Source organism: Massilia eurypsychrophila (assembly GCF_002760655.1).
GTDB lineage: Bacteria > Pseudomonadota > Gammaproteobacteria > Burkholderiales > Burkholderiaceae_D > JAFCUW01.
This window is the reverse complement of the sequence record NZ_PDOC01000002.1, coordinates 294,004-313,434: the sequence shown is the minus strand read 5'-3', so window position 1 is coordinate 313,434 and position 19,431 is coordinate 294,004. Positions and strand designations below refer to the sequence as shown.

Below are 19,431 nucleotides of genomic sequence, written 5' to 3'. Positions count from 1 at the left end.
ACTCCCGGCGCCAGATGGTCGGCGCGCCGGACGGCCGGCGCGCTGCGACTGCCGTCTACGGCTGCAGTCGTTGCCGCGCCCAGCTGCCATCCGGCTGCAGCGTGTACACAATGCGGTCATGAAAACGCGAACGCCGGCCCTGCCAGAATTCGATTCGCTCCGGCACCAGTCGGAAGCCGCCCCAGTTGTCAGGCCGCGGTGGCGCCTCGCCGTATTGGCGCGCCACCGCTTCGTAGTTCTCTTCCAGCGCCGCGCGGTTGTCGATCGGCGCGCTTTGCACCGATGCGATCGCCGCCAGCCGGCTTTTCAATGGCCGGCTGTGGAAATACTTGTCGCTTTCTTCCGCTGAAGTGCGTTCTACTCTTCCTTGGATGCGAATCTGGCGTTCAAGTTCGCTCCAAAAGAAGAGTATTGCGGCGTGTGGATTGGCGGCCAGTTCCTGGCCCTTCTGGCTGTCGTAGTTGGTGTACCAGGTAAAGCCGCGGCGGTCGAACTGCTTGATCAGCACGATGCGCGAGCTCGGCTGGCCGCCGGCGCCGACGGTCGACACGCTCATCGCGTTCGGTTCGTGCACTTCGGCCGCCAGCGCCTGGTCGAACCAGGCGGTGAACTGGTCGATCGGGTCGGCCGCGACATCGGCCTCGTTCAGGGTTGCCTGGCCATAATCCTTGCGCAGCGCGGACACCGCCTCGCCCGACGCTTCCGCGGCCGGCGCCGCCGCAATCCCGCGCCGTGCCTGCATCGCCGCGCCCAGTTGCGCCATCTGCGCGGCGCTGAACAGCCGCTTGGCCATCGGCGCGATATGGACTTCTTCGCGCTCCATGTGGCCGAGGTAGCGCTCGGCAAAGGCCAGCACCACCGGCGCCGACAAGGTCGCGGCGCTGCCGGCGGCGATCAGGGCCAGCTCCTCATGCAAGGTTTGCCACATCGCATCCATGGCGTCGTGATCCTGCAGGATGCTCGGCACCAGCACCGCCAGCGTTGCCGCGTCCTCGCCCTGCGCCACCGCCTGCAGCATCGGCACCAGGTTTTCCTCCTCGTCGGCGTGGTGCAGCGGCGCGGCCTGGTCGAAATACTTCATCACGGCGCGGGCGGCGTCGCGCGCCTGCTCGTCGGCGCCGTGCCGCGGCAAGTGATCGAGCAGCTTTTGCAAGGTCGCCAGTTGCTTGCGGATGCGGTCGTGGCAGTGTTTGAGAACGGCGACCGGCTGGTCGAATCCGGGCGCGGTGTCTGGCAGGGGGTTCATGGTCATGGGTCTTTCATGGTTTTTTCGTTGACTAAGGAACATTTTAGAGCAGTCCACGCGGCAACGTCCGTTAAAATGCACGGATGAAATCCCTCAACAATTCTGTAGTCCCGGACGTGGCCGGACAAGTCGCGCACGACATCGATTTCGCGCGCCGTTTCGGCGGCATCGCGCGGCTGTATGGCCAGCCTGCGCTGGAACGCTTTCAGGCGGCGCACGTCTGCGTGATCGGTGTTGGCGGCGTCGGCTCGTGGATCGTCGAGGCGCTGGCGCGCAGCGCGATCGGCGCGCTGACCCTGATCGACCTCGACAACGTGGCCGAATCGAACATCAACCGCCAGATCCAGGCGCTGTCGGGCACCGTCGGCCAGGCCAAGATCGACGCGCTGGCCGAACGCATCGCCCAGATCAATCCGTACTGCAAGGTGACCTTGGTGGAAGACTTCATCACGCCCGACAATATCGAGCAGATGATCGGCGCCGGCCATTACGACTACGTGGTCGACGCCATCGACAGCGCCAAGTCGAAGGCTGCGCTGCTGGCCTGGTGCCGCGCCCACGACATGCCGGTGATCACCATCGGCGGCGCCGGCGGCCAGACCGATCCGACCAGGATCGCGGTGCGCGACTTGTCGAAGACCGAGCAGGAGCCCTTGCTCAAGAAAGTGCGCAAGCTGATGCGCACCAACCATGGCTTTCCGCGCGGCGAGAAAAACAAGTTCAACGTCGACGCCGTGTTCTCGATGGAGCCGCTGCGCTTTCCGGCCGACGAGGCCAATTGCTCGCTCGACGCCGACCAGCGCGGCGTGACCGGCATCAACTGCGCCGGCTTCGGCTCGAGCGTGGTGGTGACCGCCAGCTTCGGCATGGTGGCCGCGGCGCACCTGCTGACCAAGCTCGCCGAATAACCTGTGACATCGCCGTCGAGAGTGGGGCTGGGCAGCCGACTGCGCCCTTGCTATGATAAGGTTGCAGAATTACCCAGTTTGACCTTCCCTTAATGAAGAAAGAAACCACCATGATTCGTCGTTCCCTCATCCTCGCCATGCTGTGCGCAGCCGCAGCTTCGATGTCGCACGCCGCCGGCCAGGCTGGCGCCGCTACCAGTGCCGCCGCCGCGCCCGCAGCGGAAGCCAATCCGCTGGTCAAGATCGACAACGTCGTCGGCACCGGCAAGGAAGCGTCCGCCGGCGCCAACGTGGTGGTCCACTACACCGGCTGGTTCTACAAGCCGCTGGCGCCGAAGCAGCGCGGCCGCAAGTTCGATTCCTCGCTCGACCGCGGCGACCCGCTGGTGTTCCAGCTCGGCGCAGGACGCGTCATCAAGGGCTGGGACCAGGGCGTGGCCGGCATGAAGGTGGGCGGCAAGCGCACCCTGATCATCCCGAGCGAACTGGCGTACGGCAAGAAGGGCGCCGGCGGCGGTTCGATTCCGGCCGATTCCGATTTGATTTTCGATGTGGAACTGCTCGACGTTAAGTAAGCTCGACAACTAAACCAGCGGGAGGCACAGCATGAGAATTGCAAACGATGTCACTGAGTTGATCGGCAACACCCCGTTGGTACGGATCCGGCGCCTGGCTCAGGGCGCCGGCGCCGAGATCGTCGCCAAGCTCGAATTTTACAATCCGGCGCACAGCGTCAAGGACCGCATCGGCCTGGCGATGGTCGAAGCGGCCGAGGCCGCCGGACGGATCGGTCCCGATACCGTCATCGTCGAGCCCACCAGCGGCAACACCGGCATCGCGCTGGCGATGGTGTGCGCCGCGCGCGGCTACAAATGCATGCTGGTCATGCCCGATACCATGAGCACCGAGCGGCGCACCTTGCTGCGCGCCTACGGCGCCGAGCTGGTGCTCACGCCCGGCTCCGAAGGCATGCTCGGCGCCATCCGCAAGGCCGAGGAACTGGTGCAGGCCAACCCGGGCTGGTTGATGCCGCAGCAATTTAACAATCCGGCCAACCCGGAAGTGCACCGCCGCACGACCGCCGAGGAAATCTGGCGCGACACCGATGGCGCCGCCGACATCCTGGTGGCCGGCATCGGCACCGGCGGCACCATCACCGGCGTGGGCGAAGTGTTCAAGGCGCGCAAACCTGGCTTCCAGGTCATCGGCGTGGAGCCGGAAGCGTCGCCGATCCTCAGCAAAGGCACCAAGGGCCCGCACCCGATCCAGGGCATCGGCGCCGGCTTCGTGCCCGACGTGCTCAACACGAAAATCTACGACGAGATCGTCACCGTCAAGAACGACGACGCCTTCGCCACCGCGCGGGCGGCGGCGCGCGACGAGGGCTTGCTGGTGGGAATTTCCTCCGGCGCGGCCTTGTGGGCGGCAATCGAAGTGGCGCGCCGGCCGGAAAATGCCGGCAAGCTGATCGTCACGATCATCCCGTCGTTCGGCGAGCGCTACCTCAGCACGGCACTGTTCGCCAATCTGGCTGGCTAGTGCGCCGCCTGGCCGTGCAGGGAACAGCCGTGGGTGGTGGTTCCCTGTTCGATCTGCAAGGTGCAGTGATGAATCTTGAACTCTGCTTTCAGGTGGGCGACGATGTCGTCGATGTGCTGGTCACCCGGATAGCCGTCGGGCATGACCAGGTGCGCCGTTAGCGCCGTTTCGGTGGTGCTCATCGCCCAGATGTGCAGGTCGTGCGTTTCCGACACGCCCGGCTGCTGCTGCAAAAATTCCCTCACCTTGTGCGGATCGACATTGGCCGGCACGCCGGCCAGCACCATGCGCAGCGATTCGCGCAGCAGCGACCAGGTCGACAACGCGATCAGCACGACGATGGCGATACTGACGGCCGGATCGATCCAGCTCCAGCCGCTGTACATGATGGCCACGCCGGCCACCGCCACGCCGAGCGAGATGGCGGCATCGGCCGCCATGTGCTGGTAGGCGGCGCGAATGTTCAGGTCGTGCTTGCTGCCGGCCATGAACAGCCAGGCCGAGACACCATTGATCACCACCCCGACCAGCGCGACGATCGTCACCGTCCAGCCGGCCACCGGCGCCGGCGCGCTGAAGCGCTGCACTGCTTCCCAGCCGATCGCGCCGCACGCCAGCATCAACAGCAGCGAGTTGCCGAGCGCGGCCAGGATCGACGAGCTGCGCAGGCCGTAGGTGAAGTTGCGGTTCGGCGCGCGCTTGGCCAGGATCGCCGCGCCCCACGCCAGCGCCAGGCCGAGCACGTCGGACAGGTTGTGGCCGGCGTCAGCCATCAGCGCGGTCGAATTGGCGATGAAGCCGTAGCTGAATTCGACGGCGACGAACACGATGTTCAGGCTGATGGCCAGCGCGAATGCACGCTGGTTGCCGTCCGGATCGATCTGGTGGTGGTGGCCGTGGCCGCCATGGCCGTGGTCGTGATCGTGATCATGCTTCGGCGCGCTCTTGGTGGCCTGGCCGTGGTCATGATGATCGTGATCGTGATCGTGGTCGTGATCGTGGTTGTTGCTCATGCGTGCTTTGTTCCGTTCAGTGTTCAGGGCTTTTGCAGTTCGGCCTGGATCTTGTCGCGCGTCTTGGCGTCGAGCTTCTGGACGATCCTGGCCAGCTTTTCGCCGTTGCGCAGCGCGCTTGCTTGCTCGTCGCTCAGTTCCTTCGTCTGCACGATCGGCGCCGGCGCCGGCCGGAACAAGAGCGCCTGGCCCAGCAGCACCAGCACGGCGCCCAGCAAGGCCGCGGCGCCGGCGATCGCGATCGTGCGCTTTTCGGCGGTGACGGGCGCGGCAGCCGCCGCCGCCGGTGTTGATAGTGATGCCGATGATGCCGATGATACGCTGATGCCGCTGTCGCGCAGCCGCCCGGCCAGTTCGGCGGTGGCGTCGTCGAGCAGCGCGACGTGACGCTCGACCGCTTCGGCCAGCACCGCCTCGTTGAGCGCCACCAGCGCGAACACCGGGTCGTCGACATCGATCTTGACGCCGGTCTTTTCAAACACCAGGGTGCGCAGTTTTTGCTGGTCCATGGCCGCTTACCAGGTGACCTTGTCGAGCTGCTCGAACAGGTCGCGGAACACGACCTTGATGCGCTGCTTTTCCATCACGTTGAACTTGTCGCTGGCGCGCACTTCCTCGACCGTCATGCGGGCGATGTTCATCTTCTTGATGTCGGCGCCGAAGGTATCGGCATTGCGCTGCGACAGCACCACGCGCCCGACGACGCGCGCGGCATTGTCTTCATAGGTGTGCGACTCGGTGAAGATCTTGCCGCTGGCCGACTGCAGCAGGCCGAAGTGCTCGTTCTCCCACAGCACCAGCGGCACGTTGGTCGACTTCGCGGTCGACACGAAGCCCATCGCCGTGTCGTGCAGGGTGTCGCCGCCGCCGACGATGGTGTGGATGTAGACCTTGCGGCCCGATTCCTGCAGCATCGCGAAGCAGTCGTTCTCCAGCAGGTAGCCCATCAGCGGCGAAAAGGTGTTGGCGCCGTTGTCGACGACGCAGTTGCCGTCAGTCTCTAACAAGTCGATCATCAGCGCGTCGAAGCGCTTCGGGTCGATGTTGCGGGTATCGGTCATCACCGGCACGTGCTTCACGTTCATCGCCTTGTAGCGCGAGAAGGTGGCGTTTTCCTGGTCGGTGTCGTAGCAGCGCAGCGGCAGCTCGTCCTGGCCGGCAAGCCACTGCGCGAGGATTGTCGACACCAGCGTCTTGCCGATGCCGCCCTTGCCCTGCAGGATGAAGTGAACCGTGTTTTGCATCAATGCTCCAATGAGTAGTCTGTTTGCTTCAGTGGCAGCGCGCCGTGCCGCGGTCGAGCCGCGGACCATCCGCCGCCGCGTCGAGAAATTCCCACGCGTAGCTGTCGGCGCCCAGCACCAGCTTCAGCACGCCGTAACGGTTGGCGTCGCTCGCCTGGCTGTTGGGGAGCGGCCACTTCAGCGGCGTGGCAAACGCGCCGCCGGTACCGACCACGAACTGGCGGATGCCGCTTGCGTCTTTGCGCCGGCCATCGGCGTCCTGTGACGCGAAGCGTTCGTAGGTGTGGTCGTGGCCGCCCAGCACCAGCTCGGCGCCGGCCTGATACAGCACCTGCCAGGCGTCCTTCATGCGCGCAAAACTGCCATGCATCCCGGAACTATACAGCGGGTGGTGCCAGTACGCGAGGGTGCAGCGTGTCGGCCGACGCGCCAGCTCGCCGCGCAACCACGCCAGCTGGGCCGCGTGTTCGGTCTTGCCGAGGTTGCTGTTGAGTGAATACACGCGCCAGTGGCCGAGCTGAAAACTGTAGTAGCCTGGCCCGGCGGCAGCGCCGAAGTAGCCGAAATAGCCGGCCGCGCCCTTGGTGGCGTACTCGTGGTTGCCGGGCGTGGGCCAGGTGCGGCTCTTGAAGCGGCCCCAGGTTGGCGCGTAGCAGTCGGTAAATTCGGCCGGCGCGCCGACCGGGTAGGTGGCGTCGCCCAGCATCAGCACGGCCGCCTTCGGATCGGCGATCAGGCCGCTGACGATCAGGTCGGCGGTGGCGGCCGCGCCCGAGCGCGCCGGGTCGCCCTCGGCGCAACGGGCGATGTCGCCGGCGGCGTAGACGGTGACGCTAGACGCCGGCTCTGCCGCAACGGCGGCCGGCAGCAGCAGCCAGGCCGCGGCGAAGCGGGCGAGGACGCGCACCTTATTCAAGCAACTCAAGCAGACGCTGCAGCGAATGCACGACGGTCTGCGCGCGCACCGCGCCGCGGTCGCCGCCAAACACCAGGCGTTCGGTGTGCACGTTGTTGCCGATGGCCCAGCCGAAACAGACGGTGCCGACCGGCTTGCCGGGCACCGCGCCGCCGGGGCCGGCAATGCCGGTGGTCGACAGCGCCACCTGCACGCCGCTGTTGGCCAGTGCGCCGCTGGCCATCGCCGCCGCCACTTCCTCGCTGACGGCGCCATGTTGCTCCAGCAGCGCCGGCGCCACACCCAGCATCTGCTCCTTCGCCGCGTTCGAGTAGGTAACGAAGCCGCGGTCGAACCAGGCGCTGGAGCCGGCCACTTCGGTGATGGCCTGCGCCACGCCGCCGCCGGTGCACGATTCGGCCGTGCACAGCGTCAGCTGCTTCGCCTGCAGGGCCCGGCCGACGCGCGCGGCAAGATCGATGATGTCGTTCGTCACGGCGTGTCCTTTTCTAGTCGCTGGCGAAATGGTCGAAACCGGCCAGTTGCAGGTTCAGTGGTGCGCCGGCGGCATCGACGAAGCGCAGGCCGCGGCCAGCGTCGATGATGCCGACGCGGGTGACGGCGGTGCCGCATCGGGCCGCCGCGGCCGCGATGGCGGCGCGCTGTTCGGGCGCCGCCGTGAAGCACAGTTCGTAGTCGTCGCCGCCGGCGGCGCTGAAGCGGCGCCGCAGCGCCCGGTCCTGGCCCGCCAGCACCGGGCCGGCCGGCAGCGCATCGGCGTCGAGCGTGGCGCCGACATTCGATGCGGCCAGGATGTGTCCGAGGTCGCCCACCAGCCCGTCCGAGATGTCGAGCGCGGCGTGCGCCAGCGCGCCGCTGGCCAGCGCGCGGCCGAGCGCCACACGCGGCGTCGGCGCGTGCATGCGCGCGCTGGCAAGCTGCAAGCTGGCGGGATCGAGCGCGCATTCGCCGCGGTAGCCGGCCAGCGCCAGCCGGGCGTCGCCCAGCGTGCCGGAGATCCAGACATCGTCGCCCACTTTGGCGGCGTCGCGCCGCAAGGCCTGCCCGGGCATCAGTTCGCCGAAGATGGTGATGCAGATGGTCAGCGGGCCCTTGGTGGTGTCGCCGCCGATCAGTTCGCAGTCGAAGGCGTCGGCCAGCGCGAACAGCCCGCGCGAAAAACCTTCCAACCAGGCAGGGTTGGCTTCAGGCAGCGCCAGCGCCAGCGTGAAGGCCACCGGCCTGGCGCCCATTGCCGCCAGGTCCGACAGGTTCACCGCCAGGCATTTGTGGCCCAGCATGCACGCGTCGGCGCCGGCGAAAAAGTGGCGGCCCTCGACCAGCATGTCGGACGAAATTGCCATCTGGGCGCCGACGCCGGGCGTGAGCAGTGCGCAGTCGTCGCCGATGCCGAGGGTGGCGCGCGATGGCCGCGCGCGCGCGAAGTACTGCTTGATCAGGTCAAATTCGGAGAGCATGGGCAATTGTACCTTGCACCGCGAAGCCCGTGCCTCAGGGGCTGCCCCCCGGTCTGCCCCCGGGTCTGGCCCCTACCTCGGCCAGCAGCGACTGGCGCAGCGCCGGCGTATGCAGCGACAGGCCGAACCCGCGCACCAGACCATGCTCGTCGACAAAGCGGGCGATCGTGCGCTCGCCGTCCAGCGCGCTGACCCATTCGCCGCGGCTGCCGTGCGGCGGCGGCGCCAGCGCCAGCTTGCAGCTTGGCGTCTTGACCAGCACCGCGTCGGCCTTCAGGTCGATCGGTGTCGGCGTGCCGGCCAGCGTGGCGCCGATCGCGCGCGCCGCCGCCAGCATCGGCGCAATGTACGGCATCACCGCGCCGCCACTGGCGGTGTTGTATTCGGCGCAGTCGCCCAGCGCATAGACGCCCGGGGCGCTGGTGGCGCCGAAACTGTCGATGACGATGCCGCGCGCCGTCGCCAGGCCTGCCGCCTGCGCCAGCGCGATCGACGGCCGCAATCCGACCGCCGACAGCACCAGGTCGGCGTCGACGCTCGATCCATCGGCCAGGCTGACGACCAGGCCTTCAGCGCCGCGCCGCACGCCGGTGGCGGTGGTGCCCAGCCTGAGCGCGATCGGCAGCGCCGCCCATGCCTGTTCCAGCGCCGCCGACAGCGCCGGTGCGGCCAGCATCGCCAGTGGACGCGCGTTCGGATCGATCAAGGTGACCTGGTGGCCGCCGGCAACCAGGTCGTCGGCAAATTCGCAGCCGATCAGGCCGGCGCCAAGGATGGCGACCCGCGCCGGCCGGCCCAGCGCCGCCAGGCGCTCGCGCATCAGGGCGTAGTCGTCCAGGTGGTTGACCGACAGGATGTCGGCGGCGGCGTCGCCGTCGATCGCCAGCCGGATCGGCTGCGCGCCGAGCGCCAGCACCAGCTGGCGGTAGCCGATGCGCTCGCCCTGCGCCGTCTCGATCACGGCCGCCGCGCTGTCGATCGCGGTGACGGCGGTGCGCGTGAGAATGCGGGCGTCGAGCGTGGCGGCCATCTGTTCGGCGCTGTGCGACAGCAGCTGCGCGGCCGCCTTGCCGAGGGCGAAGGCGTTCGACAGCATCGGCTTGGCGTAGGAGCCGCCGCCGTCGCCGGCGACGATCAGCAGCGGGGTAGCCTTGTCGAGCTTGCGGAACTCGCGCGCGACGGCATAGGCGGCCATGCCGGCGCCGACGATCACAACAGGAAGCGGCGCCGTCATCTTACAGTTCCACCATCTCGAAGTCGGACTTGGCCACGCCGCAATCCGGGCAGGCCCAGTCGTCCGGAATGTCGCTCCAGCGGGTGCCGGCGGCAATGCCTTCGGCCGGCATGCCGACGCTTTCGTCGTAGATGAAGCCGCAAACGATGCACTGGTAGGTTTTCATGGGTAGTCCTTGTTGTCGTAATGGATTAAATTGTAGTGGCTGGTTCGGCAGCGGCGTTGAGCTTGTCGAGGGCGGCCTTGTAATGGTTCGCATGGCGTTCTTCGACATTGGCCAGCGCGGCGAAGCGCTTGGCGGCAATTTCGAGCGTGCGCTTGAATTGCGCGGCGTGCACTTTGGACTCCTCGATCTGCTCGTCGTATTCGGCCACGGCGGCGCTGTTGCCTTCTTCGATCGCCAGATGGCGGAACTTCGGGTACATCTCGGTGTACTCGTACGTTTCGCCCTCGATGGCAATTTCCAGCGAGCGCGCCGGCGTCATCTTGTCCTTCGGGTACAGCAAATCGAGGTGGCCGAAGGCATGCTGAACTTCCTGGTCGGCAGTCGCTTCGAACGCTTCAGCGACTTCGATCGCGCCGGCGGCGCGCGCCAGCTTGGCGAAGTAGCGGTACTTGATGTGCGCCATCGATTCGCCGGCAAAGGCGGCTTCGAGATTTTCGATGGTGACGGATTTTGGCTGGTTGGACATGTAGCTCTCCTGGGTGATCATTGATTAATTCAATCGGTATGTAATAAATGATAGCGTTAAACCGATCATGCGTGAAATTGATCGTTACCATCGCAGCGATAGTTTTTGCCATTTCGGGGATATATAAAAGGGCGATGGCTTGTTGAAACAGTCATTCTGATAAAATCGTTAGTCCCCGCGTACCAACAGGAAGGCAGCAAGCATGGATTCGTCATCTGAGAAAAAAGAAGAACTGCGTCAACAACTTCGGATTGCCGCACTCGAGTACCACGAGACGCCACGGCCGGGAAAGATCAGCATCGCGCCGACCAAGCAACTGCTCAACCAGCGCGACCTCGCGCTGGCCTATACGCCGGGGGTAGCGGCGCCGTGCGAAGAAATCGTCGCCGACCCTGCGAATGCCTATAAGTATACGGCGCGCGGCAACCTGGTTGCGGTCATCACCAACGGCACCGCCGTGCTTGGCCTGGGCAATATCGGCCCGCTGGCGTCGAAGCCGGTGATGGAAGGCAAGGGCGTGCTGTTCAAGAAATTTGCCGGCATCGACGTGTTCGACATCGAGATCAACGAAAACGATCCTGACAAGCTGGTCGACATCATCGCCTCGCTCGAGCCGACCTTCGGCGGCATCAACCTCGAAGACATCAAGGCGCCCGAGTGTTTCTACATCGAGCGCCAACTGCGCGAGCGGATGAACATCCCGGTGTTCCACGACGACCAGCATGGCACCGCGATCATCGTCTGCGCCGCCATCATCAACGGCGTCAAGGTCTGCGGCAAGGACCTGAAGGAATGCAAGCTGGTGGTGTCGGGCGCCGGCGCGGCGGCGCTGGCCTGCCTCGAGCTGCTGGTCGACCTCGGCTTCCCAATCGAGAACATCACCGTCACCGACCTGGCCGGCGTGGTCTACAAGGGCCGCACCGAGCTGATGGACCCGGACAAGGCGCGCTTTGCCCAGGAGACTTCGGCGCGCACGCTCGCTGAAGTCATCGCCGGCGCCGACATCTTCCTCGGCCTGTCGGCCGGCCGCGTGCTCAAGCCGGACATGGTGCGCCAGATGGCGGCCAGGCCGCTGATCCTCGCGCTGGCCAACCCGACGCCGGAAATCCTGCCGGAAGAAGTCAAGGCCGTGCGCGACGACGCCGTCATGGCGACTGGCCGGTCGGACTATCCGAACCAGGTCAACAACGTGCTGTGCTTTCCGTACATCTTCCGCGGCGCGCTCGACTGCGGCGCCACGACCATCACGCGCGAGATGGAAATTGCTGTCGTGTATGCGATTGCCGACCTGGCGCACGCCGAGCAGTCCGACATCGTCGCCTCCACCTACGGCATCAACAATCTGTCGTTCGGGCCGGAATACCTGATTCCGATGCCGTTCGATCCGCGCCTGCTGACCCACATCGCGCCGGCGGTGGCGCGCGCGGCGGCCGAATCGGGCGTCGCCACCCGGCCGATCGCCGACCTGCAGGCATACGCCCAAAGCCTGCAGCAGTTCGTCTACCGCAGCGGCACCTTCATGAAGCCGCTGTTCCAGACTGCCAAGAGCACCCCCATCGAGCTCAAGCGCATCGTCTACGCCGAAGGCGAAGAAGAGCGCGTGCTGCGCGCGGTGCAGGTGGTGGTCGACGAAAACCTGGCGCGCCCGATCCTGATCGGCCGTCCGGCCGTGCTCGAGCAGCGCATCTTGAAGTTCGGCCTGCGCCTGAAGGTCGGCGAGCATTTCGACATCATCAACCCGGACCATGAAGAGCGCTATCGCGACTACTGGCAGACGTATTACCAGATGGCGGTGCGCAAGGGCGTGACGCAGGACTGGGCCAAGCTGGAAATGCGCCGTCGCCACAGCCTGATCGGCGCGATGATGATCCACAAGGGCCACGCCGACGGCATGATCTGCGGCACCTTCGGCACCACCTGGCTGCACTTGCACTACATTGACCAGGTGCTCGGCAAGCGCGCCGGCGCCAACGTCTATGCGGCGATGAACATCCTGATTCTGCCGGAGCGCCAGCTGGCCATCGTCGACACCCACGTCAACGAAAATCCCGACGCCGAGCAGATCGCCGAGATCACGCTGATGGCGGCCGAGGAAATGAATCGCTTCGGCATCCTGCCGCGCGCGGCCCTGCTGTCGCACTCGAACTTCGGCTCGGCCAACACCGAGTCGGCGCGCAAGATGCGCGCGGCGCTGGCGCTGATCCAGCAGCGCGCGCCGGAGCTGGAGGTCGACGGCGAAATGCACGGCGACGCCGCGCTCGACTCGGCGCTGCGCGACAAGAATATGCCGAACTCGACGCTCAAGGGCGACGCCAACTTGCTGGTGATGCCGAACATCGACGCCGCCAACATTGCCTATAACTTGCTGAAAACGGCGGCCGGCAGCGGCATCGCGATCGGCCCGGTGCTGCTCGGCTGCGCCAAACCGGTGCATATCCTGACGCCGTCCGCAACGGTGCGCCGGATCGTTAACATGACTGCGTTGTGCGTGGTGGACGCCGTTTCGCAGCGGTAGCAGTGCCAAGGTGGCAACGGCGGGGCGGGTAAGTTCCGTCATAACTTTGTAATAAATAGTAAAACAAAGTAATGCTGCGCCTCCCAGTTGAGCTTTCAAGCGATAATCACGCACCTTATGTATATGGCACAAGTTTCCCGATTGCAACTGATTGGGACTGGTGTCTCTGTTACAATTGCCTCTGCCTGAAAATGCCGTTTGATTTTTGCGCAGCCCGTCTCCACCGAACACACCATGAACATGCAAACAAGAAAAAAGGCCCTCATAACCGGGATCACCGGCCAGGATGGCGCCTACCTCGCACAACTGTTGCTCGATAAGGGCTATGCCGTTACCGGTACCTATCGCCGTTCCAGTTCCGTCAATTTTTGGCGGATCGAAGAACTTGGCATCGAGAACCATCCGAATCTGACCCTGGTGGAATACGACCTGACCGACCTGTCGTCGGGCATCCGGCTGATCGAGTCGTCCGATCCGGACGAGGTCTACAACCTGGCGGCCCAGAGTTTCGTCGGCGTCTCGTTCGAGCAACCGGTGGCTACCGCGTCGATCACCGGCCTGGGCGCCGTCAACATGCTCGAGGCAATCCGCATCGTCAAGCCGTCGGCGCGCTTTTACCAGGCCTCGACGTCCGAGATGTTCGGCAAGGTGCAGGCCATTCCGCAGGTGGAAGATACCCCGTTCTACCCGCGCAGCCCGTACGGCGTGGCAAAACTGTACGCCCACTGGATGACGGTCAACTACCGCGAGTCGTACAACATCTTCGGCTCCAGCGGTATCCTGTTCAACCACGAGTCGCCGCTGCGCGGGCGTGAGTTCGTCACCCGCAAGATTACCGACTCGGTCGCCAAGATCGAACTGGGCAAGCTCGACGTGCTCGAACTGGGCAATCTCGACGCCAAGCGCGACTGGGGCTACGCCAAGGACTATGTCGAAGGCATGTGGCGCATCCTCCAGGCCGATGAGCCCGACACCTTCATCCTCGCCACCAACCGCACCGAAACGGTGCGCGACTTCGTCACGATGGCCTTCAAGGCGGCCGGCGTTGGCGTCGAGTGGAGCGGCGCCGGTGAACAGGAAACCGGCCACTGCAGCCGCAGCGGCAAGCTGCTGGTGCGCATCAGCCCGAAATTCTACCGCCCGGCCGAAGTCGAGCTGCTGATCGGCGACGCGTCGAAGGCGCAGCGGGTGCTGGGCTGGACGGCGACCACCACGCTCGAGCAGCTGTGCGCCATGATGGTCGAGGCTGACCTGCGCCGCAACAAACTCGGCGTATCGTTCTGACATGAATCGCCTTGCCACCGACGCCTATCCGGCCCACGTGCAGCACGGCGAAGGCGAGGGCAAGCGCGCCCTGATCACCGGCCTGCGCGGTTTCACGGGCTATTACGTTGCCGCCGAGCTGACCGCGGCCGGCTACCGCGTGTTCGGCACGGTGCTGCCGGGCGAACAGACCGGTCCCGACATCTTCGAAGTCGACCTGTGCGACCGCAAGGCGGTCGCCGCGATGGTCGAGCAGGTGCAGCCGGACGTTGTCGTGCACCTGGCGGCGATCGCGTTCGTCGCGCACTCCGACGCTGAACTGATGTACCGGGTCAACGTCGCCGGCAGCCGCAACCTGCTCGAGGCGCTGGCCGCCGCGCGTCACCAGAGTTCGGCGGTGCTGCTGGCGTCGTCGGCAAATATCTATGGCAACGCCGACGTCAAGCTGATCGACGAGAACGTGCCGCCGGCGCCGGCCAACGACTACGCGGTATCGAAGCTGGCGATGGAATACATGGCCCGGCTGTGGATGGACCGGCTGCCGATCATCATCGCGCGGCCGTTCAATTACAGCGGGCGCGGCCAGGCGGAAAACTTCCTGCTGCCGAAAATCGTCAGCCACTTCCGCCGCGGCGAGCGCAAGATCGAACTGGGCAACCTGGCCATCGCGCGCGATTTTTCCGACGTGCGCACCGTCGCCATCGCTTACCGCCGGCTGCTGGCGGCAGCGCCGAGCGGCCAGGCCTTCAATATCTGCTCGGGCCAGTCATATTCGCTCGGCACCGTGATCGACACCGTCGCCAGCATTGCCGGCTACCGCATCGACGTCGAAGTCAATCCGGCCTTTGTGCGCTCGAACGACGTGCTGAGCCTGGCCGGCAACAATGACAAGCTGACCAGCGTGGTCGGCGCCCTCGAACCGATTCCGCTGGTCGAAACGCTGCGCTGGATGTACCAGCAGTGAACCGGCTGCGCGTCGGCCTCGGGACGACCATGATCGAACCCGGGCTGACCGGCGGTCGGCTCGACGGCATCGGCGTCTACACCGACGCCTTGCTGCGCCACCTGCCCGGCGCCGGCTGCGACGTCACCGGCTATTCGTATCCGCCGGTCGGCGCCGGCGCCGCCGCCATCAGCGTTGGCCTGCCGATGCCGCAGTCGTTCGAAGCGGCCTCGCTGCGCGACCTGGCCACCCCTGGCGTGCACCGCGTGCACATGCCGGCCGATATCTTCCATGTCACCGATTACCGCATCGTGCGGATGGACTGCCCGCTGGTGGCCACCTTGCACGACGCGTTGCCGGTCAGCCATCCGGAGTGGTGCAGCACGCGCCTGCGCGGCGTCAAGAACTGGCTGCAACAAAAGGCCACGCGCAAGGCCGACCACGTGATCGCGCTGTCGCACTTCGCCATCGACGAGCTGGTGTCGTGCTTCGGCATCGACCCGCAGCGCGTCAGCGTGGTACCGTGCGGCGTCGACGACGAATGGCTGCAGGCGCCGGACGCGGCGGCGGTAGCGGCCACGCTGCAGGCCAATGGATTGCGTCCCGGCTATTTCCTGTTTGTCGGCACGTTGCAGCCGCGCAAGAACGTCGGCCGCCTGCTGCAAGCGTATCTGCAACTGCCGGCCGCGGTGCGCGCCGAACGCCAGCTCGTCATCGTCGGCGCTGCCGGCTGGCGCTGCGAACAGCTGGTCAGCGAACTGGTGGCGGCGCGCCAGAACGGCGAGCATGTCGTCTGGCTCGACGCGCTGACCGACGGCGCGGCGCTGCGCCATGTGTACGCCGGCGCCGGCGTGTTCGTCTTTCCTTCCCTGTACGAGGGGTTCGGCATTCCCGTCGTCGAGGCTTTCGCTGCCGGCGTGCCGGTGGTGGCGTCGAACACGACGTCGCTGCCGGAAGTGAGCCAGGGCGCCGCGCTCGAGGTCGACCCGCTCGACGCCGGCGCGATCGGCGCAGCGATGCTGGCGTTGCTGCGCGACGACGCACTGCGCGCGCGCTGCACCGACGCCGGCCGGCGCCGCGCCGCAGTGCTGACCTGGCGCGAAACGGCGCGGCAGACTGCAGCCGTGTACCATGCGGTGTTAAGCCGCTGAATCCCTTGTCTTTGTATTACTTGAACTGAGATTTATGCGCGTCCTCCATTTTTACAAAGATTATTTTCCCGACACCATGGGCGGCGTCGAGCAGGTGATCCGCCAGATGTGCGTCGGCACCGGCCGCCTCGGCGTGCGCAACGAAGTGCTGACGCTCACGCGCAGCAAGGACTTGCGCCCGTTCGAATTCGAAGGCCACACGGTGCGCCGGGTGCCGCTCGACCTGAATATTGCCTCGAACGGCATTTCGTTTGCCGCCTTCGGCGAACTGCGCCGCCGCGCCGCCGAATGCGACGTGGTGCACTACCACTTTCCGTGGCCGTTCATGGACCTGGCCCATTTCGTCGCCGGCATCGACAAGCCGACCCTGGTGACCTACCACTCCGACATCGTGCGCCAGAAGGCGCTGCTGCGCCTGTACCAGCCGCTCAAGCACAAGTTCCTGCGCAGCGTCGACACCATCGTCGCCACGTCGCCCAATTACCTGGCGTCGTCGGCGGTGCTGGACCGCTACCGCGACAAGACCCGCACCATCACGTACGGCCTCGACAAGAGCATCTATCCGCCCGCCGAGCCGGCGCGGCTCGACAAGTGGCGCGCCGCCGTGGGCGAGAAATTCTTCCTGTTCGTCGGCGTGCTGCGCTACTACAAGGGCCTGCACATCCTGCTTGACGCCGTTGCCGGCAGCGACTATCCGGTCGTCATCGTCGGCGCCGGGCCAATCGAGGAAGAGCTCAAGGCGCACGCGGCCCGGCTTGGCCTGAAGCACGTCATGTTCGTCGGCAAGCTCGACGATGCCGACAAGGTTGCCCTGCTGACCTTGTGCTATGCGGTCGCTTTCCCGTCGCACCTGCGCTCGGAAGCGTTCGGCATTTCTCTGCTGGAAGGGGCGATGTACGGCAAGCCGATGATTTCGAGCGAAATCGGCACCGGCACCTCGTACATCAACATCCACGACGAAACCGGGCTGGTGGTGCCGCCGAGCGACCCGCAGGCATTCGGCGCGGCGATGCGCACCTTGTGGGACAACCCGGCGCTGGCCGAGGCGATGGGCAAGCGCGCCGAGGAACGCTACCAGCAGCTGTTTACCGCCGAACGGATGGCGTCGAGTTACCTCGCGCTATACCAGGAGCTGGTGGCGCGCCGCGCCGGCGCCTAGGCCTGGCGTCGTTGTATTAATGCTTGTCGCATCAGCGGCCAGCCATGTTATGCCGGCTAAGTAGCCGGGCAATATTGCCGGCGGCATCAAGAGGTTGTCGTATGAAGTTCACTCAAACGGTTGTTGCGGTTCTGTTGCTGGCAGCGTCGGCCCCCACCCTGGCTGCGCCTGCTCACTTGCGGGTCTACACCGAAGCGTCGCTGCCGACCAGCATGAAAGAAGGCGAGCGAGTCATCGGCAGCGGCACGGAAAAAGTGCGCGAAATCATGGCGCGCACCGGTACCAGCTACACCATCGAGTTGCTGCCCTGGCGGCGCGCCTACATTTTCACCCAGCAATACGACGACGCCTGCCTGTTCTCCACCACCCGCACCCCCGAGCGCGAGCACCTGTTTCAATGGATTGGACCGACCGACTACGCCAACTGGGTACTACTCGGGCGCGCCGACCGCGACTACAAGCTCGAGACGCTGGAAGACGCGCGCAGGCTGCGCATCGGCACCTACAACGGCGACGCGCGCGAGGAATACCTGCGCGCGCGCGGCTTCCAGGTCGATTCGGCGCCCCACGACATGCTCAATCCGCGCAAGCTGATGCTCAACCGGATCGACCTGTGGGCGGCCAGCTTCAAACGCGGGTCGGCCGTGATCGTCAGGAATGGCTGGCAATCAAAGATCGTGCCGGTGCTGGCGTTTAAGCGGGTCGAGGTGTACCTGGCCTGCAACCGCGCCGTGCCCGCCGCCCTGATCGACAAGATGAACGCGGCGATGGAAGCGATGGTGCGCGACGGCACGGTCAAGCGCATCGACGAGAAGTACGAAAAATGGCCGCGCGGCGGCGCTGGCGTTCAATAGCGGAAACAGACGCCACAGGATCGAATTCCGTATATTGCGCGGACTGGCCGGGCATAAAAAAGGACATAAGCCCTTGATACGCAAGGGGATATGTCCTTTAGTGGTGCTTCGTGTTCGTGGTGCGTGGTGCCGGGAGCCGGAATCGGTTACCTTGTAAATCAACCGGTTACGATCAATATTGATAAAATATCCGTACGCAAATGTGATCCTAAGTAGTGGGATCGTCGCCAGTTGCCATAGTTTTCCGCCAACCTGGCGCGTAGTTCGGTTCTGTCAGGCGATGCTCCCTGATCTCAAGCCTCCTTCGCCGCAGCGAGTCCCACTGGATTGTGCCGTCTTCTAAGAAGTCATGCGCCTGCGCTTCGAGTTGGAGTTTGAAGAGGCCGAAACCCGCACTCGCTCTTACCCTCATTACTGTAGTATGCGTTACTTCGAAAAAGCGATCGAAGAGTTGGGCAGCAACTGCTAAGTTTAAGCTCCAAGGGCTCTGCACACTTGGGTAAATAAAGCCGTTAGCGCCGCCTCCATACATTGAGTTCGTGTAGATCGCTGTAAGCTTATAGTCGTGGTGAGTTCCGCAAATTTTCCGAAACTCTTTTGTCATAAAGGAATCGATAAAAACGGATGAGCCGTAGTGGTGTTTGTCGTTGCGGCTCTGATGGTTCAACAATTCTATGTGCTGTTCACTACCCATGTACGACTTTCCTGAGGCAAAGTGCGATTCGTACAAGCCGATCACCCCACATGGGACAACAACGCCCTGGCGAGGTCGGACGTAAACGAACTGAACACGCTGTCCCGTCTCAATGCCTATCTCTTCAGCGGCGACGGATTCAGTGGAGCTTGCATACGGAGCAGCATTCCGTGCAAGGTTCGCCCGGCCAAACTGTACTTTTGTCCAGTCTTGAATATACAACAAGTCATTTACATTGTTGAATATCGGAGCGTTATAGGCATCGCAGAGCCGTGCGCGCACCCATATCATCTCGGGCCCAATCGCGGCCAGAATTGCGTGGTACCCGATCAGAAAGCTCTCCATCCTTTGAAACAGATTTTGGCTGTCTATCGAGCGGAGGCAGGCGCCACGCAAAGTTTCAGCAATACTATACAGCGTTCCAATGTCTTGAATTCTACGAACTGGACCTTGAAATATATATGTCATCTTAGTTCCCGCCTTCTCAGGAGAAGTGTGCTTTTCAAATGAGGCATCTGTCTGAAAGGTGGCCCCAAAGCGGAATCAATATACTACGTAAAAATAAACCGCCAAAAAGGCGGTTTTCGAATTGCATGAACGGGA

General features: G+C 64.6%; 20 protein-coding genes. 9 read left to right on the top strand and 11 right to left on the bottom strand.

Going from position 1 to position 19,431, the window contains the following annotated elements; genetic code table 11:
* Nucleotides 1-55: 55 nt before the first annotated feature.
* Nucleotides 56-1,252 carry a pyridoxamine 5'-phosphate oxidase gene (pdxH, locus tag CR105_RS04300; protein WP_099787199.1) on the bottom strand — a complete coding sequence of 399 codons (1,197 nt, stop codon included), beginning with the start codon at nt 1,250-1,252 and terminating at the stop codon, nt 56-58.
* Between the two features lie 77 nt (nt 1,253-1,329).
* On the opposite strand from pdxH, the gene tcdA reads away from it, so the two are divergent.
* The 3 genes from tcdA (at nt 1,330) to cysK (ending at nt 3,693) form a co-directional block, all read left to right on the top strand.
* The gene (gene tcdA, locus CR105_RS04295) at nt 1,330-2,154 is read left to right on the top strand and encodes a tRNA cyclic N6-threonylcarbamoyladenosine(37) synthase TcdA (RefSeq protein ID WP_099787198.1); all 825 of its coding nucleotides are present in this window, start codon (nt 1,330-1,332) and stop codon (nt 2,152-2,154) included.
* Between the two features lie 110 nt (nt 2,155-2,264).
* Complete coding sequence (locus CR105_RS04290; protein ID WP_099787444.1) at nt 2,265-2,729, top strand: FKBP-type peptidyl-prolyl cis-trans isomerase; 465 nt, start codon at nt 2,265-2,267, stop codon at nt 2,727-2,729.
* 31 nt (nt 2,730-2,760) lie between these two features.
* Nucleotides 2,761-3,693 (top strand): cysteine synthase A, encoded by a 933-nt coding sequence (cysK, locus tag CR105_RS04285; RefSeq protein WP_099787197.1) that lies wholly within the window; start codon nt 2,761-2,763, stop codon nt 3,691-3,693.
* Here cysK and CR105_RS04280 read toward each other — a convergent pair.
* From CR105_RS04280 to CR105_RS04240, 9 genes are read right to left on the bottom strand one after another with little or no spacing between them, the layout of a single operon-like run.
* Nucleotides 3,690-4,706, bottom strand: a complete 1,017-nt coding sequence (locus tag CR105_RS04280) for a cation diffusion facilitator family transporter (protein WP_099787196.1) — start codon at nt 4,704-4,706, stop codon at nt 3,690-3,692. The genes cysK and CR105_RS04280 overlap by 4 nt on opposite strands.
* Nucleotides 4,707-4,729: 23 nt before the next feature.
* Nucleotides 4,730-5,215, bottom strand: coding sequence for a conjugal transfer transcriptional regulator TraM (traM, locus tag CR105_RS04275; protein WP_099787195.1), 486 nt, complete (start codon nt 5,213-5,215; stop codon nt 4,730-4,732).
* Between the two features lie 6 nt (nt 5,216-5,221).
* Nucleotides 5,222-5,950, bottom strand: coding sequence for a P-loop NTPase family protein (locus CR105_RS04270; protein ID WP_099787194.1), 729 nt, complete (start codon nt 5,948-5,950; stop codon nt 5,222-5,224).
* Nucleotides 5,951-5,978: 28 nt separating this feature from the next.
* On the bottom strand, nt 5,979-6,875 hold the full coding sequence (locus CR105_RS04265; RefSeq protein ID WP_229413620.1) for a metallophosphoesterase family protein: 897 nt from the start codon (nt 6,873-6,875) through the stop codon (nt 5,979-5,981).
* A complete protein-coding gene (locus CR105_RS04260) occupies nt 6,859-7,341 on the bottom strand; it encodes a CinA family protein (RefSeq protein ID WP_099787442.1) in 483 nt (160 codons plus the stop codon). The genes CR105_RS04265 and CR105_RS04260 overlap by 17 nt, the downstream gene beginning before the upstream one ends.
* Before the next feature lie 13 nt (nt 7,342-7,354).
* Nucleotides 7,355-8,323 (bottom strand): thiamine-phosphate kinase, encoded by a 969-nt coding sequence (gene thiL / locus CR105_RS04255; RefSeq protein ID WP_099787193.1) that lies wholly within the window; start codon nt 8,321-8,323, stop codon nt 7,355-7,357.
* A 34-nt stretch (nt 8,324-8,357) separates the two neighbouring features.
* Entirely contained in the window at nt 8,358-9,557 is a 1,200-nt protein-coding gene (locus tag CR105_RS04250) for an NAD(P)/FAD-dependent oxidoreductase (RefSeq protein WP_099787192.1), read from the bottom strand.
* A gap of 1 nt (nt 9,558) precedes the next feature.
* Nucleotides 9,559-9,723 (bottom strand): rubredoxin, encoded by a 165-nt coding sequence (locus tag CR105_RS04245; protein WP_099787191.1) that lies wholly within the window; start codon nt 9,721-9,723, stop codon nt 9,559-9,561.
* A 25-nt stretch (nt 9,724-9,748) separates the two neighbouring features.
* Nucleotides 9,749-10,249 carry a rubrerythrin family protein gene (locus CR105_RS04240; RefSeq protein ID WP_099787441.1) on the bottom strand — a complete coding sequence of 167 codons (501 nt, stop codon included), beginning with the start codon at nt 10,247-10,249 and terminating at the stop codon, nt 9,749-9,751.
* A gap of 202 nt (nt 10,250-10,451) precedes the next feature.
* Between CR105_RS04240 and CR105_RS04235 the strand changes: the two genes are divergently transcribed.
* The 6 genes from CR105_RS04235 to CR105_RS04210 all read left to right on the top strand — a co-directional run bounded on the left by CR105_RS04235 (nt 10,452) and on the right by CR105_RS04210 (nt 18,134).
* Entirely contained in the window at nt 10,452-12,764 is a 2,313-nt protein-coding gene (locus CR105_RS04235; RefSeq protein ID WP_099787190.1) for an NADP-dependent malic enzyme, read from the top strand.
* A 240-nt stretch (nt 12,765-13,004) separates the two neighbouring features.
* Nucleotides 13,005-14,048, top strand: coding sequence for a GDP-mannose 4,6-dehydratase (gene gmd, locus CR105_RS04230; RefSeq protein WP_099787440.1), 1,044 nt, complete (start codon nt 13,005-13,007; stop codon nt 14,046-14,048).
* Between the two features lies 1 nt (nt 14,049).
* Nucleotides 14,050-14,991: a GDP-mannose 4,6-dehydratase gene (locus CR105_RS04225; RefSeq protein ID WP_099787189.1), complete on the top strand. Its 942-nt coding sequence runs from the start codon at nt 14,050-14,052 to the stop codon at nt 14,989-14,991.
* A gap of 29 nt (nt 14,992-15,020) precedes the next feature.
* The gene (locus CR105_RS04220; RefSeq protein WP_099787439.1) at nt 15,021-16,121 is read left to right on the top strand and encodes a glycosyltransferase family 4 protein; all 1,101 of its coding nucleotides are present in this window, start codon (nt 15,021-15,023) and stop codon (nt 16,119-16,121) included.
* 34 nt (nt 16,122-16,155) lie between these two features.
* Complete coding sequence (locus tag CR105_RS04215) at nt 16,156-17,280, top strand: glycosyltransferase family 4 protein (protein WP_099787188.1); 1,125 nt, start codon at nt 16,156-16,158, stop codon at nt 17,278-17,280.
* 101 nt (nt 17,281-17,381) lie between these two features.
* Nucleotides 17,382-18,134, top strand: a complete 753-nt coding sequence (locus CR105_RS04210) for a substrate-binding periplasmic protein (protein WP_099787187.1) — start codon at nt 17,382-17,384, stop codon at nt 18,132-18,134.
* A gap of 208 nt (nt 18,135-18,342) precedes the next feature.
* Here CR105_RS04210 and CR105_RS04205 read toward each other — a convergent pair whose 3' ends face one another.
* Complete coding sequence (locus CR105_RS04205) at nt 18,343-19,296, bottom strand: hypothetical protein (protein WP_131021602.1); 954 nt, start codon at nt 19,294-19,296, stop codon at nt 18,343-18,345.
* Nucleotides 19,297-19,431 lie beyond the last annotated feature (135 nt).

Coding starts and splice junctions, on each gene's coding strand:
- pdxH (WP_099787199.1), bottom strand. CDS start 1,252: ATGACCATGAACCCCCTGCCAGACACCGCGCCCGGATTCGACCAGCCG.
- CR105_RS04250 (WP_099787192.1), bottom strand. CDS start 9,557: ATGACGGCGCCGCTTCCTGTTGTGATCGTCGGCGCCGGCATGGCCGCC.
- CR105_RS04270 (WP_099787194.1), bottom strand. CDS start 5,950: ATGCAAAACACGGTTCACTTCATCCTGCAGGGCAAGGGCGGCATCGGC.
- CR105_RS04280 (WP_099787196.1), bottom strand. CDS start 4,706: ATGAGCAACAACCACGATCACGACCACGATCACGATCACGATCATCAT.
- gmd (WP_099787440.1), top strand. CDS start 13,005: ATGCAAACAAGAAAAAAGGCCCTCATAACCGGGATCACCGGCCAGGAT.
- CR105_RS04205 (WP_131021602.1), bottom strand. CDS start 19,296: ATGACATATATATTTCAAGGTCCAGTTCGTAGAATTCAAGACATTGGA.
- cysK (WP_099787197.1), top strand. CDS start 2,761: ATGAGAATTGCAAACGATGTCACTGAGTTGATCGGCAACACCCCGTTG.
- CR105_RS04290 (WP_099787444.1), top strand. CDS start 2,265: ATGATTCGTCGTTCCCTCATCCTCGCCATGCTGTGCGCAGCCGCAGCT.
- CR105_RS04225 (WP_099787189.1), top strand. CDS start 14,050: ATGAATCGCCTTGCCACCGACGCCTATCCGGCCCACGTGCAGCACGGC.
- tcdA (WP_099787198.1), top strand. CDS start 1,330: ATGAAATCCCTCAACAATTCTGTAGTCCCGGACGTGGCCGGACAAGTC.
- CR105_RS04240 (WP_099787441.1), bottom strand. CDS start 10,249: ATGTCCAACCAGCCAAAATCCGTCACCATCGAAAATCTCGAAGCCGCC.
- CR105_RS04220 (WP_099787439.1), top strand. CDS start 15,021: ATGATCGAACCCGGGCTGACCGGCGGTCGGCTCGACGGCATCGGCGTC.
- CR105_RS04215 (WP_099787188.1), top strand. CDS start 16,156: ATGCGCGTCCTCCATTTTTACAAAGATTATTTTCCCGACACCATGGGC.
- CR105_RS04235 (WP_099787190.1), top strand. CDS start 10,452: ATGGATTCGTCATCTGAGAAAAAAGAAGAACTGCGTCAACAACTTCGG.
- thiL (WP_099787193.1), bottom strand. CDS start 8,323: ATGCTCTCCGAATTTGACCTGATCAAGCAGTACTTCGCGCGCGCGCGG.
- CR105_RS04210 (WP_099787187.1), top strand. CDS start 17,382: ATGAAGTTCACTCAAACGGTTGTTGCGGTTCTGTTGCTGGCAGCGTCG.
- traM (WP_099787195.1), bottom strand. CDS start 5,215: ATGGACCAGCAAAAACTGCGCACCCTGGTGTTTGAAAAGACCGGCGTC.
- CR105_RS04245 (WP_099787191.1), bottom strand. CDS start 9,723: ATGAAAACCTACCAGTGCATCGTTTGCGGCTTCATCTACGACGAAAGC.